Origin of the sequence: Methanobrevibacter cuticularis (genome assembly GCF_001639285.1) — an archaeon.
GTDB classification, from domain to species: domain Archaea; phylum Methanobacteriota; class Methanobacteria; order Methanobacteriales; family Methanobacteriaceae; genus Methanobaculum; species Methanobaculum cuticulare.
This window is the reverse complement of record NZ_LWMW01000118.1, coordinates 1-16,656: the sequence shown is the minus strand read 5'-3', so window position 1 is coordinate 16,656 and position 16,656 is coordinate 1. Positions and strand designations below refer to the sequence as shown.

Genomic DNA, 16,656 nt, shown 5'->3' with positions numbered 1-16,656 from the left:
AGGATTATAGAAATGAAAATAAATCTAAAATAAAATGGAATTTCACTAAAGAAAATGCAGATGAAAAATTATCAAAATATTATGTTTAAAATAAAATAGTAAAAATTAAATTGTCTTAATAATAGTATTCTTAGAAAACTATTCTTACCAAGGTAAGGTCGTTGTTCTTCTTTAGCTTCTTCTAGTAACTGACTTGGTGTTTTGCCTAATAATTTGTATAGTTCACTAAATGCAATGTTGTATTGTTTTTATCTTTCTTTTGAGAGATTCCTCCTCTGTACTAATTGCATTAGTTTAATGTCATTTTCTGAAAACTTTTCCATTTTTACAAGCCTGTCTATTTTTAAAGGCTGTGATTGCTTAAATTTTATCTGAAACTAATTAAAAAAGAAATAAAATAAAAATAAATAGTTATGATAGTTTGCCAAGAGTAACCCACCTTCTGTTTTACAGCATTCATCTTTGCGAACTACCTTGCCTCACCAGATGTCATAAGCAGCTTTGTCCTTGCATCCTATAGATTGGCCGTTTCACCGATCCTTCTAATGTCAATCAACGTAACTGTATCATGGTCATCCATTAAAAGACGTGTCGTTTCTGCTCCAGAGTCATACTTCTCAGCATGTGTCTTTCAACACTATAGTTTCTGTGTGATGGATGGAGTTTCCTTAGTTAAAAACCAGTAGCTGTCTTTGGCTTACTATCAATAATAATATTCATTTTGATATAAATAAACTTTTTTGTCAAAAATAATAATGAAAATAATTATAATAACAACAATACAAATTTGTTGTTTATAAAAATAATAAATAGCAATTTTTATAAAGATAATTATTGTTTATAAAAATAACAAAGAATCTAGTGCTAATATTAAAAAAAATTAGGAAAATAGTATCAAATGTTAGGAAAATAGCAGGGCCTAGATTTGAACTAGGGCTCTCGGGGTTATGAGCCCCGCGGGATCACCAGACTACCCCACCCTGCTATAAGAAATAATTAGGTTATTTAAAATTAGCCTCATTAAAAGATTAGTTTTTATTAGTATATAAAGTTTACTATATAAAATATTATTAATCCTTTGGAAAAATATGGAACTAAATAGCTAAGTTACTCATTTAAGAGGTAACTATAGTTTATTGTGCGAACTAAGAAAGATATGATGTAATGAAAATATCTTAAATAAATAAAGATCTCAGAAATTCATGAAGAGTTTAGAAAAATTTATTCTTCTTCAATTTTCTTCAATCTTTCATCAATTTTATCAATTCTTTCATTAGTATAATCTCTATATTCATTGAATCTTTTTTCCAATTGATTTATATCTAGTTTGACTGAATCCCATCTTTTTTCAAGATCACTTATATCATTTTTAGTAGCTAATGACCAATCTTTAATTAAATCATCACTTTTGCTATCTAAAAATGCATCTATTTTTTTTGAAAAACTGTCAGTATTAAAATTAGGCATGTCAATATCTTTAAATTTGACTTTAATTTTTTCCCCAACAGAAGAATTAGTTGTATTTTCGTCCATAGTAACTCCTCCACTAGGCATTTGCTCAGATTCATTGCCATTATTGGCAATAGAAGGTATATAAGTTCTTATTTTATCTGCAGCTACTGCGTTATTCTGTATATAATAATATAATAAAATTATTACTGCTCCAGCAAGTATAAGAATAGCTAATAATTCCATAGCATCCATAAAAACACCTCATTACAATTCATTTTTTACCAAGTTTCTTTTCTTTGGCATCTATTTCTTTAAGCATTTTTTGTAACTTTTTATATTCAGTTTGAGCTTCTAATCTAGCTAGTCTTTCATTAATTTCACTATGCAAATATCCAACATCACCCATCACATCAGAAGTGTTTTTCCGAATATTCGATAAATTTTCTTGTTGTTCCTTTGGTAATTGTATAGGATTTTCCATCAAACGTTTTGATTCTAAATCTTTCTCTACCATATTCATTTTTTTAAGTTCAATTTCTTGTTCCATCAACCTAACTGTATATTGAGACTCGCGAACACGTCTCCATTGCACAATAATCGCGATAATTGCTATAAAAGCTATAATAGTAATAATCAATATAAATGTTTGATTTGGCAATACCAAGCTTGTACTCATTTTCATACCCCATAATTTAATAGTAAATAATAGTATATTGTTTAACAAAGTATATAAAAATTGTGTAGATGAATGTTATTCTAGATTTTTATTTTATAGTTTTAAAAAAGTTAAAATAAAAAATTTATTAGTTTTATTGAATAAATATTATTATTAATTATATACTTAATATCATAGATTAAGTAACTAGATAATTAAATATCATAGAAAAGAAATTAGCAATATCGAAAATATCTTAAAATTGCAAAGAAATATTGTTGAAGAAATCGAATTAAGCGAATATTATATAAAGAATTTAAAATAAATTAAACTATATAAAAAATAAAAAAATATGGTTAAAATTATTATTATTTAAATTATATCTAATACACAAAGGGATAATATGATAGAATCCTATGAAAAAGCAGGTAAAATTGTTTCTAAAATAAGAGAAGAAGCTTCTAAAATCATAAAAGATGATTTAGCTATTATTGACTTAGTAGAGTTTGTAGAAAGTGAAATAGTAAAAAGAGGAGCAGGAATAGCATTCCCTTGTAATGTATCTGTAAATGAAATAACTGCTCATTATACCTCTTTAGCTGATGATGAAACTAAAATAAAGACTGGAGATTTAGTTAAATTAGATTTAGGAGCTCATATTGATGGATATATAGGTGATTCAGCTATTACTATCATGGCTCCTGGTAATGATCTTGAAGAAAAATTTGATGAAGATACTTTGGACAAAAATTACAGACTTATAGAAGCTTCAGACGCAGCTTTAGAAGCAGCAATTAGTACAGTACGCCCTAATGTTGAAATTGGAAAAATAGGAAAAGAAGTTGAAGCAGCAATTGATAAGTTTGGATTTAAACCAATAGTAAACCTCGCAGGGCATAGCTTAGAGCAGTGGAATCTTCATTCTGGGATATCTATTCCAAGTGTAAATGATGGAAATACTAATAAATTAAAAGAAGGAGATGTTATAGCTATTGAACCTTTTGTAACGGATGGAATAGGGTGGGTATCCGATACAAACAATACAGCCATATATAAATTTTTAAAAGACAAGCCATTTAGAATTGCACACACACAGAAAGTACTTCAAGAAATTAAAAGCAACTATTCTCATCTTCCGTTCTCAGCTAGATGGTTAACAAAAAATTTTAATCCGAATAGATTAAATAGTTCTATGAGACAACTCTCTCAAGCAATGGCTGTTTATCCTTACCCTGCTCTAAAAGAAAAAACTAATTGCTGGGTGGCTCAAAAAGAACATACTGTGATTGTTGAAGGTGATGGTTGTATTATAACAACTAAATAGCTTCAAAATCTAAATATTTTTAAAAAATATTCATTTTATTACCCTATTTTTATTCTAATTTTTATCTAAGTTTGTTCTAATCCTATTCCAATTTTATCCTAATCTTATTCTAATCATATCTCAACCCTATCTCATTTTTGCCTCAATTTTATTTTTATTTAATATCATTTCAATTTTTTCATAGTAATTGTTTAATGGAAACTTAATATCTTAATTTTAAATCATATCATTGAAAAAATCAATTAAAAAGACTATTTTAAAAATCAAAGAGATATCAATATGGATAAGATCAAATAAAATATTTATGTTAAAAATTAAAAAAATTTAAAGAAAATAAAATAATAATAAAAATAATAATTAAAATAAGGATAAAACTAAGAAATAAAATAAGAATAAAAATAATAATTAAAATAAGGATAAAACTAAGAAATAAAATAAGAATAAAAATAATAATTAAAATAAGGATAAAACTAAGAAATAAAATAAAAATAAAAATAATAATTAAAATAAAAATGAATAATAAGAAAAAAATAAAAGATTAGAATGGAACAGGTAATCCCATATCTACTCTTTTAGTGATTTCTTTATCTGCACTTGATTTTTTGGAGTTAGAAAGTTTTTCTAATAATCCTAATCCTGGTTTAACATCATCCATTGACTTAGTTTCAATAATTCCAGCTTCAACAGCTTGTGAAAATAATGAAGCACCAGTGTCGGTTCTTGTTAAAACAGTGGACCATCCATTAGGTGAACCTACGGATCCTGTAGATACATCAGATAATTCTGCTGTGTAATCTTTACAGATGTTACATCCTGCTTGTTCGTATCCATGAGTTTCTTTTAATGGAATACTGAGTTCATCATCCTGAGTAGTTGTAATAAATTTACCCATACCAATGTCCATTTTTTCAGTTAAATCTAAAGAAGACTTCATCTTCTCAGAAATAAATGTTTCAAGGGATGCATATGGGAAATTTTCCATACAGAAAATACCAACAATTAAACTTATTTTATCAGCTAAAAATCTTGTTGCAAAAGGATAAGATTGTGTTTTCCTAATACCTTGTAATTGACATGGTATTGCAACAGTTCCAACTTTTTCTAAACCATATTGTCTTACAGCATTTTTTAATGCCCAGACATTAGGAGAAAAGGTATATTTTGTTCCAGCTGCTGAAATTATTTCATCACTAGTCAAAGCTACCAGAGGTTCTGGTTTAAATGCTTTATCACCAGGTCCTGCAACAACAGCTCCTTCAATAATTTTCTCATCAAGAGCATAGGATAGTAATGCAGTTACTATTCCTCCATCTTGTGATACTTTTTGAATTGCTTTATCAGTAGCTCTTGCAGATATTGCTTCTTTATAAGTACCTAATACCATTTTTAATCCTCCTATAGCCCTAAATCCTGTTTAATTCTGTCTTCAGGGAACCAACTACGTGGACAGTGTGTGTAACAGCTACCACATTTAACACATCTATTTTTGTTACATTCAGGTCTTCCTTCATTCATTGAAAGAGCTCTGGTTGGACATGCCATTGCACAAGTTCCACAACCAATACAAAGTGCTTTGTTGACTACACTTGCTTGTAAATCGCAACCACAGTTAGTTGAGCATCCTGCTAAATCTAACATAGGTGCTAAATAATCCATATCTCCGTTAATAAGTGCAACTACAGTTTTAGCAACTATTTCTGGAGAAACAGGGCAACCTGGAATTGCAAGATCAACTTGTACTAAATCAGAAAGCGGTACAAAAGACTCATGTTTAGGTTGAGCTTGTTGTCCACCTCTTGAAAATCTTGTAAAACAACCGTTTTTAGCACAAGATCCAAACGCACATACTAATTTAGCTCTTTTTCTTACTTCATAAAGTTCTTTTAAACTATGTTCATCTTGCAGACAGACGGACCCTTCTACAAGAGCTAAGTCCATTTCAGGCATTGGGTTTTCATCATCCCACCATACATCTGCTAATGTTTGTCCGTAAACTATATCTACCATATTTGTGAGTAACTCTGAGAGAATGTCATAATTTTCACTTAATGACATTACATCCCCAGTACATCCACTTAAATGAATATATCCTATTTTTGGTTTTTCAGCCACTATTTCGACCTCCTGTTTTGAAGATTCATCATTTTTTGGGTTATTTGGTTTAGCTCCAAATCTAAATAATCTTTTAATTCTTTCAAACATATGCTAAACCCCAATTTCTTTTAAAATCATATTAATGGCTTCGGGAATTGCCTTTTCAACGGAATCCGTTAACCCCATATCAACATCAGGTGCAGAAATTTCTTTTGGTTTGCATCCTACAATAACAACCTCTACAGTTTTCGCTAAATCATGTAGTGGTTCCTCAACTGGCCAAGTATGAACATTTTCATATGTTCCTCTTGGCATGTCAAAAGGAGAAAAAATTTTAAGAGTTCCTGGTTCTGCATCAAACTCCACAACATCAACCACAATTACTTTCTTCCAACTTTCATCAGGTAGAGTAAATATGAAGTGAGTTGCACCAGTTCCTGCATCAATAAACATAGTGTCTTCTGGCATTTCTTTATCTTTGAAATGTTCCTCCAGTGCATTAATTACTGCAGGTCCAAAACCATCATCTTTAAATAAGAGGTTTCCACATCCAACAACTAATGTTTCTGCTTCATAAGGCATGTTTTTCCCTTAGAATTAATTTATCTTTGTAAATTATAATCTTACCATTTCGTTTTTAACAACACTCTTGTCTTCGTCATCCACTACCATTACATGAGTAGCACAAGATAAACAAGGGTCGTAAGCTCGTATAACATGAGGTCCAAACTCATGGTGGAAACCTTCAGTTGCAGGACCCATAGTTGGAATATTCCAAGTAGTAGGTACTAAAGCACTGTAGAATTCAGTTTTGCCATCATTGCCAACTTGAGCCAAGTGAATATCAAGTCCTCTTGGAGCTTCAATAGCTCCAACACCTAGTTTACTTGTACCTCTTAGATCATAATCAGCAAGTGTAGGAGCAGAAGTGTTCAATTCATCTAAAATTTCAATCGCTCTAGATAAATAAGTTTTCATTTCTTGTGCTCTTGTTAAATGTTGTGCGACTACACCTTTTCCGGTAAATCCTCCAAATTTAGCAGCTCTTGCTCTTGGTCCAGCTTCAACGTTTATTCCATCATATAATGGAATAGTTGAACATGCTTTTTTACCAATTTCCTCATCACCATACCATGATTCTGGCATGACTTCAGTGAATCTATCGAAATCAAAGAAATCTCTGTTTCCATAAATTTTATCACTAGCAAAGACAGGTTGATCAATAGCACCTAATCCTTTAGGTAAATCTTTGTCGAGTATTAATCCTTCCATTAAATCAACATGAGCATTTACTTTAGGAACTAAAGCTTTTAATCTTGCATATAATTTTTTTCTAGCAAGTTCAGAAATATTACTAGCCATACCACCTACTCTAACATCAGACGGGTGGATACCTTCACCAGCAACCATATCTACAACATATTGTGAAACTTTTCTGATTTCAGAAACACTGTCTACTGCAGCAGCAAATAAGTTTTCTGGTACAAAATCAGTAGCTATTAAAAAATGATGTATAGCATGACTATTAACATTACTTGCACATAATGTAAGTTCTCTTAACAATTTAGCGGCTTCAGGAATTTCGATGTTTAAAGAATCATCTAATGCTTCAACAGATGCAAGAGTGTGTGGTACTGGACATACCCCACAAATTCTTTGACATAAAACTGGAGCTGTTTCAGCAGCTTTTCCAGTAACCATCTTTTCTAAACCTCTAACAGGAGTTATACTTAAATATCTCCCCTTGGTAACTATCCCTTCATCATCAACTTCCATGACAAGCTCAGCATGTCCTTCTTGACGAGATGTAGGAGATATAACTATTTTTTCGCTCAAATATGTCACCTCTTTATTTATAATATAATATAAGGAAAATATTATTTATCATATTCATTAATAATAAACTTTGCATTTGGAAGAAAAAGAAACATTTATATATTATAAAAAAAACCACTTATTAAATCCATTCATAATAAAAATTTCGATATTAGTATTATAAAAATAAAACTAACCCTCTACCTTCAAAATAAAACTTAGTCAAACCTAAATATCGGCATGAAAAGAATAATTAGGTCTAAAAACACTACTAATATAATTTAAAAAAATAAAGTGATAAGAAGTATAACAGTCAAATAATAATAAAATATTCTAAAATAATAATATTATGTTCTTATACAATGATTTATATAATATATAGTTCATAAATAGTAAAGTATAGGCAATTTTATAGAGGTGAGGAAATTGAAAAATTCAAATATTATTATTTCAGTGATAATAGTTTTATGTATAGCTGCTGGAGTAACAGCCTATGGATTAACAAATCAAGATAACGGTATATTAACAAGCTTACCAGGATTCAGTACTGATTCTAGTCCAAATAGTGAAGATGTTAGTGAAGTAGACAATGGTGGAGAAAATGATGGTTCTGCTTCAGCTGCTGAGAGTGGATCAAGTAGCGGATCTTCATCAGGTGGAACTGGAAGTGGGAACTCACATAATGGTATGACATCTAACAAAGCACTTGAAATAGCCACAGGTGCTATCCAAGAACCTGGTGCATATCCTGGCACTCCTACTTGGGACAGTAGCATGAACATGTGGATCATCAAAATATACGACAGTGACGGGAATGTGATTGGTGGTATCGGAGTTGATCCCTCAACTGGACGCACAAATAAAGTATAATATTATACTTAATTAAATATATGATTATTATTTAATTATTTTAACTTAATATAAAAGCTAAATTATACTTAATTAAATATATGATTATTATTTAATTATTTTAACTTAATATAAAAGTTAAATTATACTTAATTAAATATATGATTATTATTTAATTATTTTAACTTAATATAAAAGTTAAATTATGCAGATAACACTAATAATATCATAATCTCAAGATATTTAAAACATTAATTTTACATATTTTTACATTTTTTTATATAATTTACATATTTTTTGTTATTAGTTATTTTTATTTAAAATTACAAAATAATAGCTAAAAGTCCCCAAATTTGAAAGTTATAGATTAAATGAATATCTGAAATAGATTACATTTTGAATAATCAAAAATATTTAAGTTGATTAGATGAGCAGAGAAATTGAAGATAAAATAAAAAAAGAAGCTAAAAAACACATTGATGATCCAAGTTGTCATGCTGGAAATTTACAAAAATTAGAGAATGGAAACTGGTTAGTTCCTATATTAAATAAAGAAAAAAAACAAGTTAGCGGACTTGAATTTGATAAAAAAGGTAAATTCATTGGTTTAGCTTAAATTAATGGTAATACATACATCTTTACTTAGTTAAATTCACAATTGATTATTAAGATTATCATATATTAAATGAAAAAAATGAGTTGATCTAATGATAGTGGAAACTGAAACAGATTGTTGTAAAATAGTAGCTGAAGACATTGAGAATGCCGTTGTTTTAGAAGGTTCTCCAGGAGCAGGACTTATAGGAAATATAATTGGATGGTTACTAGTAGACCATCTAAAAATGAGGGAAATAGGATACATAGAATCTAAATACTTTCCTCCGTTAGCTGTGTTGTATAATGGAGTAGCTATTCATCCATTTAGAATATATGAAGGTGATGGATTAGTACTATTTTTATCAGATTTTATAGTTCCTCAAAATATTGTTTTTGATATGACAAACTCAATTGTTGAATGGATGGATAAGAATAATAGTAAAGAAGTTGTAACATTCAATAGTGCAATTGTTCGAGAAAAAAAGAATCCTTCTTCAGCTGTAGCTAATTCAAAAGAAGCATTAGAAAGAATAAAGGAAAAAGACATACCCACACTACAGATGGGAAACCTGAATGGAATATCTGGAACTATTCTTACCCAAACTGCAAAAAGAAATATTCCTGGGACTTGCATACTTGCAGAAACTCTTACCCAGTATCCTGATCCAAGAGCAGCGGCAGAAGTGGTTCAAACTCTAAATAAACTCATAGAAAAGGAGATAGATTACTCCCCCTTAATTCAAGAAGCTCAAGATATTGAATCTAGGCTTAAAAAACTAGCTGATGAAGTAAACAAAGAACCACAACCACCGATATATATTTAAAATTTTATATTTTTCAGTGGCTATTAAACTTACGAAGAATTAGCTACTAGAAACTTATTTTTAATATTTTTAATAATTTTAATAATTTGAAGCATTTTCAAGAATAAATAAAATAAGTTTAAATATTAAAAGAATTAAAGTAATATCTTCACTAAATCTTTTTTGAATTATTTATTACAAGCCTAGAAAGGGTTATGTATATATTCAACAAAAAACTAAATATTAAATGTTCATATATTGGGGCCTGTAGCCTAGGCTGGATAGGGCGCTGGACTTCTAATCCAGAGACCGAGGGTTCAAATCCCTCCAGGTCCGTTATTTTACTTTTTTAATTTTAAAATAAATCTATTAAACAGTTGTTCACAACCATGTTATTTTTTAGTATAATTAAAAATAAGTAATTTTTAGCTATCAATAGGGCTTGTGGCCTAGTCTGGAAGGGCGTATGACTCCTAATCATACGGTCGAGGGTTCAAATCCCTCCAAGTCCGTTGCTGATTTTAAATTTTAAGCTCATAGATTTCTAATTTAAACATAAGTAATTCATTCTTTCTATTTTCAACATGCCAACCTTTGATTTCTATACTCATTAAAGTTCTATAAGTATTTTTAAGGTATTATAATCACTTTTTAGAGATTTATCTTTGTTTTATTTAAATTATATATACTTACAGTTTATATATCATGATGACTTTCACTAAATGGAATAATATCTTCTTTTTTAGAACTTAATTGTGTGACATTAGTAGTATTGTTTAAAGTCTCCATATATATGATCACTATTACTAGAATCAACTTTGTTTTCAGAATCATGATTAGGTTTATTGATAGAAGCATTATTTTCAGAGCTTAAACTAGATATATTGCTAGTACTATTGTAATTTGAATTAGACCCACTAATATCACCAATATTAGTTTCAACATTACTTGAATTACTGTCTTTTGATTGGATGATACTATATGTTTTATATTGACTAGCATCATATATTGTTTTTGTCAAATATTTAGTAGAGCCATTAACATGTTCTTTACCAGATACTAAACAAAAATCTGCATCACATATAGTACAAACCCACATTCCTTCAGGACAAGTAGGACCTTCTTCATAAATCATAGAGCCATCTTTTTTACAAAATGGACAATAATTTTTAAAGGTTGAATTATGATAATAATAATCTCCTGTCACCCCACAGCTACATTTTCCAGTGCTAATTAAATATTTATCATTATATTTAACCAATGTTGGACCACAAGAGTAATTAGAACTAGTAATAATAACAAATTCATCACCAATAGGATCATAAGTACCATTTGTATTATTAGATGAATTTCCATTTCCTCCTGTTAAAGGATTCGTAGTGATATTAATAGTTAAATTGTTAGGTAAACTGCCATTTGAATCAGCAAATTCTAATATTCTCGAAAATTCATATATCAAAGATTGGAATTGTATTTTTCCAATGGAAGAATCAACATAATTTGGAGCTTGTTTATTTGTATTAATAAAATTTAAAACATTTCCAACTAAGGTTACAAATTCTACTTTGTGTAAAGTGCCAGATGTAAAATTTCCATTAGGATAACTCGGAGTTTTAACTAAAATAGGAGCAATATTTCCCTTATTACCCTTATTAATACTTACAATTGTAGAAGATAATAAATATAAAAAATCAGACATCGAATACTGTTTCCCATCTATCGAAACAAAAGAAGGAAGAGAACTGTTTTTCTCAACATACTCCTTAACTTGTTTGGATGCTTTTAAAATCTGATTTATGGCTAAAGTTTTTTGAGTAGTGTTTGTATTATTTGGAGCTATTACTACATTTCCTGAAAATTTAGGAATATATTTATTCACTGAATGGGTTTTAGCTACACTTAAAGTTAAAGATCTTGGTAAAACACCTTTATTCTTTTTAGACCACGCCAATATTTTACTATTTCCATAAATAAATGATTGAAATTGAATTTTTCCTAATTTAGTACTTACATAATTAGGCGCTACCTTGTATTTATTAATATATTTATATGCTTTTAATGCATATGCAGAATATTGGCTTCTTGTAAGTTTTCCAGAAATAGAATTCCCCTTTGGACTTTTTGGACACTTAACACCATACTTAACCACAATATTTGTTTTTACATTTTTATTTTTATAAACAATAGTAGCTGAAGAAATAGACATATATTCCTCCATAGAATACTTATAATTGCCAATGCTAACATAATCTGGTAACTTCTTGTTCTTCTCAATATAAATTTTAAGATTTTTACTAGCAGACAAAACCTGCGATTGACTTATTTTTTTTGGTTTAACTACCGAATTAGTGGTAGAATCTGCTGCACTAATCCCACTGACACATACACCTACAAAAAAAACTATGATCAAAGCTACAGCTATTATATTGTATTTATTTGAACTAATCTTCCCGGAAATACTTAAAATAGTCATGCCTCCAAAAAACAACATATGAATAAACTCTTAAATTAAAAATATTTCTAATTAATCTATTAAAAGCTGTTTAATATACATATATTATGGATCCTATTAATTAATTTAAAGCATTATTAGAAATCATGAAAACCATAATTCAATAATAAACAATATTAGATAGAAATCCCCTAGTATTCCCATAAATAGGATTTCTCTAAAAAGGTTAGCTTAAAATCTATAATACATATATTTTATACAATATCTCATATAAATTTATCTAAAAATTGTATTAAATATATTAAATTAATTTGATAATTAAAAGTAAAAATAAGTTTTTTAAAGAAAATAACAACACAATCATATTTTATTATTAACAAGGCATTTAAAAAGAGAAAATGAATTTAAATATTTATCTAAAAAATTCACTCTTAATTAATAAAAAATACTAGAAATCATGAAAATATTAATAAAAATATGTTAAAAAATATTAATAAAAATATGTTAAAAAATATTAATAAAAATATTAATAAAAATATGTTAAAAAATATTAATAAAAATATGTTAAAAAATATTAATAAAAATATTAATAAAAATATGTTAAAAAATATTAATAAAAAACTTTCAGAAAAACATTTTTAATTAAATTTTAACGATAAACATTCTATTATTAATAATAAAGACATATTACAAGCTCTTTAAAATAGATAAAAAAAGTTGAAAAATATAAGTGTTAATTAATAAATTTGCACCATTACAATTTAAGTTCAGGATGAATAACCTCAATTCCATCATCTTCTAAGATATCAAAACATCCAATATTCTCTGTGTGAATAGGATATAATTTTTCAGGATTAATCTCTCGAATCATATCTAGTATTTCTTTCCCACTTGCATGACCTGAAACATGCATTGGATGGATTGGAAGAAGATTAAAATGATTTAACCAATTTTGAACTCTTTTAAAATCAATTTCCATCTCTTCATTAAATGGTTCTGTTAATGAATGAATATACAATCCATTTTCTGGTTTTATGTCAATTAGTTCTTTAAGTTCAAAGAAATCACATCTAAAAACATATTTAGCTGGTTCTTCTCTTAAATTTTTGTAAGTAATTATATTATCTTCTTCTAAGAATTCTCTTTCCCATATTTCATACTCTTTTTTTATTTCTTCATCAGCAGAACCTATAATTTTCCAATCATCACCATAGCAAACATAGTGTTCACCAGAGATCAATCCTTGCTTTTTACGAGGAAAATAAACAACTATATTTGGATCTTTTAAATTAGGATACTTATTTTTTTCTATACTTTCTTCATTCTCTAATAATTTTAACATATAAGCTTGCTTAGAGTTAATAGCTAAGATTCTATCTGTATTTTTTGCAACATTATAGAAAGTAATTAATCTATCTAGATCCCTAATAGGATAGTTGACAATAGCTAATCCCTTATGATCTTTAATTAAATTAATAGCTTTAGATTCAATATCTTCTTCTGTTCCTTTACTGTTTTCGTTGATTCTTGTTCCTTCACAAAGCAGTATAGTTGGATTAAATTTTTGGGATTTTTGTACAAATTTATCACTATCTCTCTTATTTCTGCCATGAAAACGAATGTCACCACTATAAACAATTGCTTCATTATCGTTTTCTAAAAAATATGCAGAGGATCCTGGAAGTGAATGGTCAACTGGAATAGAAGTAATTTCAAACCCATTAATTTCAAATGGAGAGTAAGGATCTATAGTCCTAATATCTCTTTTAACTTTGCATTCCTTACCTATAAGTCTTTTATAACCTTCACCTCTCTTTTTAGGAACATAATGAAAGCTTTTTTTTAGATTCATAATCTCTGCAAATGAAGCTTTACCAGTTTCTTCTAAAACTCTTAGTATTATTTCAGATTCTTTTCTCATGTAAATAGGGATATCTTCCCTTAAGTGGTGGATATAGGCACAGTGATCCATATGTGCGTGAGATAAAAGAACACCATCGACACTAGGTTCTTCATAGCTATTAATTCCACAATGTTTCAAATAGTCCTCTCTGTATATTCCTTTAATTTTAGGTAGTAAACCAAGTTCAATAAAATCAACTACTCCATTAAGTTTACGAGGCTGAAGAAATTCAGAAAAATAATCACCAGCTTTTGAAAAACTCATACCAAAATCCAAAAATAAGGAAGAAATATTGCTTTTAGATGAATCAGAAGAATTTCCATTATCAACTAATATTTTATTCCCACCAATTTCATTTACTCCGCCATAAAAAGATAACACCATGCTAAAATCATCCCCTAATAGATATTATTTTAAAAATCTATAAACCAATACTCATACCTAAAATATCCTAAAAATCTATAAACCAATACTCATACCTAAAATATCCTAAAAATCTATAACCCAATACTCATACCTAAAATATCCTAAAAATCTATAACCCAATATTCATATCTAAAATACCCTAAAAATCTATAAACCAATATTCATACCTACAACATTCTAAAAATCTATAAACCAATAATTTATACCTATAATTTTATTTTTAAGTATGTGATTATATATTAAATTATTTTTTTATATATCAACCAGAATAATTTTAAAAAACGAAAATATATTAAATTATTAAAAATATATTAATTAAAGTAGAAATTAAACTAACTAAATTATTAAACTAATAAGCTATTAAATTTGTTGCATCTTTGAATTTTTATAATGGATGAGACTTATTAATTATATAAAAATTTATTAGTTTATATTGATAATCATCGGAGGAATGATTATGAAAGATTGTAGAAAAGCTATTCTGAGTGGATTTAATTTGAAAGATATGGATATGACAGATATTGACTTTAGTCGAGCTGATTTAAGTAATACTGATCTTTCTGGAGTTAAAATTCGAAATTGTGATTTTACACGTGCTAACCTTCACAAATCAAATCTAAATAGGGCTGACCTCAGTGGTGCTAATCTTCGTGGTGCAAACATGAGCCATTGTAATCTAAAAGATGCAAATCTAAAAGGTGCTGATTTATCAGGAACTAATTTGCACAATGCTGATTTAAATGGTGCAAATTTAAGTAAAACCTATATTAGAGGAACTGATATTCGAGGAGTCAGTTTTAAAAATGTTGATTTGGAAAATGCTATTATTAAGCTTGTATATGATGGAAACTATAAAAGAGTGAACAGATTATTTTAATAATCCATTTTCAATAGAAGCTTTTAAACATCTCTTAAAGTTATTGTTCAATCTAATAACAATCTAAATCTAATAATAATATAATTAATATAATAATAACAATAATTAATTCTTTATTTACTTAATTCAATTTATTAAGTAACTATAATAGCTCTTTATATTTCATTAGGTATTCAGTAATAGCTATTCTGATTAAATTAGATTTACTAACTCCACCCATTTTTGTGGATAATTTTTCAAGGCCTGTTAATTGAGTTTCAGTTAGTTTTAAGTTTATTTGTTTTTTGTTAATTTTTTCTTCCCATTGTTCTAATGTTTCCATTTTTTGTTCTATTTGTTCAGAAGATAATCCTTTAAAATTTTCTTTTAATGCTTTATTATCTTCTAAACTTTTATTTAGATTATTTAATGAATCATCATCAAGATCTTTCAATTTTTCTTTGATATTATTTATCATTTTTTTATTTATATTGATATTTTTTTCTATATTATTTTTTTCTTTATTTCCCATTGTAATCACCAGAAATTATTTAATAAAAATTATCTTTTTAATTCAACATTGTTTTAATTATTAATTAAATCATAGATTATTATTTTTATTAAATAATTATAATTTCTATAATTTAAACTGATTTCTATTTAATTATATGAAATATATATTATTTTTTGAAGAAATTTCCATTATTTAATTGCCTATTTTTTTTAAAATTTTAGCTTTTGTTTTTTCATCCAAACCTTTGATTTTATCTAAAGTTGCTTCAGGATTAGCAATTTTTTCTCTTATTTTAGCTATTGAACTATCACTTAATTTATTTTTATTTTCTAAGTCTGTTAGTTTCCCATTTAAAGATTTCATATTTTTCAACACCATTACTGTATCATTCATGTAAGATTTTGCATTTCTAAATTTTTTAACTAAATGTAACTATAGCTATGTTAGATCTAATATATATACTTTAGCTATTTTATTTATATATAAAAATAGCTAAATTAGATATTTTAGCTATTTTTCTACATCATATATTCTGTATGTAAAATCAATTTTAGCTATTTTTAGAATGTTATAACACCTTGAACTTTTAAAAAGCATCATCATAGGAGATCTTGGATTAACTTCAGTTAGAATAGCTAATACATCTAGAATATGAAAATAAAATAAAAATTTGAAATAATAATGAAATTCAGAATAATTGAAGATTTAACTGGTATTTATATATATTATTATACTATTATAGAATTAAAAATTGAAAATTTATATAATCTTCATATAATATTGTTGTGAAAAATTAATTTTAGTGATATATTTATATGGTATTAAGTTTAATATATTAGTATGTCAAGAAAAAAATTTGAACTTCCAGAAAATGATAAAAAAGCTATGAAAAAATTTGTTAGAAAGTCCAAAGAAA

At 27.4% G+C, this 16,656-nt stretch carries 15 protein-coding genes, 3 tRNA genes and 1 other RNA gene; 7 read left to right on the top strand and 12 right to left on the bottom strand.

Features of this window, described 5'->3' with window-relative positions; genetic code table 11:
- Positions 1–419 precede the first annotated feature (419 nt).
- The 4 genes from rnpB to MBCUT_RS07640 form a co-directional block, all read right to left on the bottom strand.
- An RNA gene (gene rnpB, locus MBCUT_RS07655) (RNase P RNA component) lies at positions 420–701 on the bottom strand.
- A 209-nt stretch (positions 702–910) separates the two neighbouring features.
- Positions 911–985: transfer RNA gene (locus MBCUT_RS07650), tRNA-Met, on the bottom strand.
- A gap of 236 nt (positions 986–1,221) precedes the next feature.
- A complete protein-coding gene (locus tag MBCUT_RS07645; protein ID WP_067260097.1) occupies positions 1,222–1,704 on the bottom strand; it encodes a hypothetical protein in 483 nt (160 codons plus the stop codon).
- Between the two features lie 19 nt (positions 1,705–1,723).
- The gene (locus tag MBCUT_RS07640; RefSeq protein WP_394327057.1) at positions 1,724–2,128 is read right to left on the bottom strand and encodes a hypothetical protein; all 405 of its coding nucleotides are present in this window, start codon (positions 2,126–2,128) and stop codon (positions 1,724–1,726) included.
- A 382-nt stretch (positions 2,129–2,510) separates the two neighbouring features.
- Between MBCUT_RS07640 and map the strand changes: the two genes are divergently transcribed.
- The gene (map, locus tag MBCUT_RS07635) at positions 2,511–3,431 is read left to right on the top strand and encodes a type II methionyl aminopeptidase (RefSeq protein WP_067260095.1); all 921 of its coding nucleotides are present in this window, start codon (positions 2,511–2,513) and stop codon (positions 3,429–3,431) included.
- A gap of 538 nt (positions 3,432–3,969) precedes the next feature.
- Here map and frhB read toward each other — a convergent pair.
- Genes frhB through frhA form a run of 4 tightly spaced genes read right to left on the bottom strand, consistent with a single transcriptional unit; the run spans position 3,970 to position 7,361 of the window.
- Entirely contained in the window at positions 3,970–4,815 is an 846-nt protein-coding gene (gene frhB / locus MBCUT_RS07630; protein ID WP_067260094.1) for a coenzyme F420 hydrogenase subunit beta, read from the bottom strand.
- Between the two features lie 11 nt (positions 4,816–4,826).
- Positions 4,827–5,633 (bottom strand): coenzyme F420 hydrogenase subunit gamma, encoded by an 807-nt coding sequence (gene frhG, locus MBCUT_RS07625; RefSeq protein ID WP_067260093.1) that lies wholly within the window; start codon positions 5,631–5,633, stop codon positions 4,827–4,829.
- A 3-nt stretch (positions 5,634–5,636) separates the two neighbouring features.
- Complete coding sequence (gene frhD, locus MBCUT_RS07620) at positions 5,637–6,107, bottom strand: coenzyme F420-reducing hydrogenase, FrhD protein (RefSeq protein WP_067260092.1); 471 nt, start codon at positions 6,105–6,107, stop codon at positions 5,637–5,639.
- Positions 6,108–6,140: 33 nt separating this feature from the next.
- Positions 6,141–7,361 carry a coenzyme F420 hydrogenase subunit alpha gene (gene frhA / locus MBCUT_RS07615; RefSeq protein WP_067260091.1) on the bottom strand — a complete coding sequence of 407 codons (1,221 nt, stop codon included), beginning with the start codon at positions 7,359–7,361 and terminating at the stop codon, positions 6,141–6,143.
- Positions 7,362–7,766: 405 nt separating this feature from the next.
- On the opposite strand from frhA, the gene MBCUT_RS07610 reads away from it, so the two are divergent.
- The 5 genes from MBCUT_RS07610 to MBCUT_RS07590 all read left to right on the top strand — a co-directional run bounded on the left by MBCUT_RS07610 (position 7,767) and on the right by MBCUT_RS07590 (position 10,101).
- Positions 7,767–8,210: a hypothetical protein gene (locus MBCUT_RS07610; RefSeq protein ID WP_067260090.1), complete on the top strand. Its 444-nt coding sequence runs from the start codon at positions 7,767–7,769 to the stop codon at positions 8,208–8,210.
- 406 nt (positions 8,211–8,616) lie between these two features.
- Positions 8,617–8,805 (top strand): hypothetical protein, encoded by a 189-nt coding sequence (locus MBCUT_RS07605; RefSeq protein ID WP_067260089.1) that lies wholly within the window; start codon positions 8,617–8,619, stop codon positions 8,803–8,805.
- A gap of 91 nt (positions 8,806–8,896) precedes the next feature.
- Positions 8,897–9,610 (top strand): proteasome assembly chaperone family protein, encoded by a 714-nt coding sequence (locus MBCUT_RS07600; protein ID WP_067260088.1) that lies wholly within the window; start codon positions 8,897–8,899, stop codon positions 9,608–9,610.
- A gap of 240 nt (positions 9,611–9,850) precedes the next feature.
- Positions 9,851–9,925, top strand: a tRNA-Arg gene (locus MBCUT_RS07595).
- 102 nt (positions 9,926–10,027) lie between these two features.
- Positions 10,028–10,101, top strand: a tRNA-Arg gene (locus tag MBCUT_RS07590).
- 251 nt (positions 10,102–10,352) lie between these two features.
- Here the strand turns inward: MBCUT_RS07590 and MBCUT_RS07585 are convergent.
- Both MBCUT_RS07585 and MBCUT_RS07580 read right to left on the bottom strand, forming a co-directional pair.
- Positions 10,353–12,080, bottom strand: a complete 1,728-nt coding sequence (locus tag MBCUT_RS07585; protein WP_067260087.1) for a hypothetical protein — start codon at positions 12,078–12,080, stop codon at positions 10,353–10,355.
- A 715-nt stretch (positions 12,081–12,795) separates the two neighbouring features.
- Positions 12,796–14,328, bottom strand: coding sequence for an MBL fold metallo-hydrolase (locus MBCUT_RS07580; RefSeq protein ID WP_067260086.1), 1,533 nt, complete (start codon positions 14,326–14,328; stop codon positions 12,796–12,798).
- A 499-nt stretch (positions 14,329–14,827) separates the two neighbouring features.
- Here MBCUT_RS07580 and MBCUT_RS07575 point away from each other — a divergent pair, with 499 nt between their 5' ends.
- The gene (locus MBCUT_RS07575) at positions 14,828–15,247 is read left to right on the top strand and encodes a pentapeptide repeat-containing protein (protein WP_067260085.1); all 420 of its coding nucleotides are present in this window, start codon (positions 14,828–14,830) and stop codon (positions 15,245–15,247) included.
- Positions 15,248–15,389: 142 nt separating this feature from the next.
- Here MBCUT_RS07575 and MBCUT_RS07570 read toward each other — a convergent pair whose 3' ends face one another.
- Both MBCUT_RS07570 and MBCUT_RS10950 read right to left on the bottom strand, forming a co-directional pair.
- The gene (locus tag MBCUT_RS07570; RefSeq protein WP_067260084.1) at positions 15,390–15,758 is read right to left on the bottom strand and encodes a ribbon-helix-helix protein, CopG family; all 369 of its coding nucleotides are present in this window, start codon (positions 15,756–15,758) and stop codon (positions 15,390–15,392) included.
- Positions 15,759–15,932: 174 nt separating this feature from the next.
- Positions 15,933–16,103 (bottom strand): hypothetical protein, encoded by a 171-nt coding sequence (locus MBCUT_RS10950; RefSeq protein ID WP_157082535.1) that lies wholly within the window; start codon positions 16,101–16,103, stop codon positions 15,933–15,935.
- Positions 16,104–16,656 lie beyond the last annotated feature (553 nt).

Excerpts from the sequence above, each read along its gene's own strand:
- MBCUT_RS10950 (WP_157082535.1), bottom strand. The coding sequence starts at position 16,103 with ATGAAATCTTTAAATGGGAAACTAACAGACTTAGAAAATAAAAATAAA.
- MBCUT_RS07580 (WP_067260086.1), bottom strand. The coding sequence starts at position 14,328 with ATGGTGTTATCTTTTTATGGCGGAGTAAATGAAATTGGTGGGAATAAA.
- MBCUT_RS07570 (WP_067260084.1), bottom strand. The coding sequence starts at position 15,758 with ATGGGAAATAAAGAAAAAAATAATATAGAAAAAAATATCAATATAAAT.
- map (WP_067260095.1), top strand. The coding sequence starts at position 2,511 with ATGATAGAATCCTATGAAAAAGCAGGTAAAATTGTTTCTAAAATAAGA.
- MBCUT_RS07600 (WP_067260088.1), top strand. The coding sequence starts at position 8,897 with ATGATAGTGGAAACTGAAACAGATTGTTGTAAAATAGTAGCTGAAGAC.
- MBCUT_RS07585 (WP_067260087.1), bottom strand. The coding sequence starts at position 12,080 with ATGTTGTTTTTTGGAGGCATGACTATTTTAAGTATTTCCGGGAAGATT.
- frhG (WP_067260093.1), bottom strand. The coding sequence starts at position 5,633 with ATGTTTGAAAGAATTAAAAGATTATTTAGATTTGGAGCTAAACCAAAT.
- MBCUT_RS07575 (WP_067260085.1), top strand. The coding sequence starts at position 14,828 with ATGAAAGATTGTAGAAAAGCTATTCTGAGTGGATTTAATTTGAAAGAT.
- frhB (WP_067260094.1), bottom strand. The coding sequence starts at position 4,815 with ATGGTATTAGGTACTTATAAAGAAGCAATATCTGCAAGAGCTACTGAT.
- MBCUT_RS07605 (WP_067260089.1), top strand. The coding sequence starts at position 8,617 with ATGAGCAGAGAAATTGAAGATAAAATAAAAAAAGAAGCTAAAAAACAC.
- MBCUT_RS07640 (WP_394327057.1), bottom strand. The coding sequence starts at position 2,128 with ATGAGTACAAGCTTGGTATTGCCAAATCAAACATTTATATTGATTATT.
- MBCUT_RS07645 (WP_067260097.1), bottom strand. The coding sequence starts at position 1,704 with ATGGATGCTATGGAATTATTAGCTATTCTTATACTTGCTGGAGCAGTA.
- frhD (WP_067260092.1), bottom strand. The coding sequence starts at position 6,107 with ATGCCTTATGAAGCAGAAACATTAGTTGTTGGATGTGGAAACCTCTTA.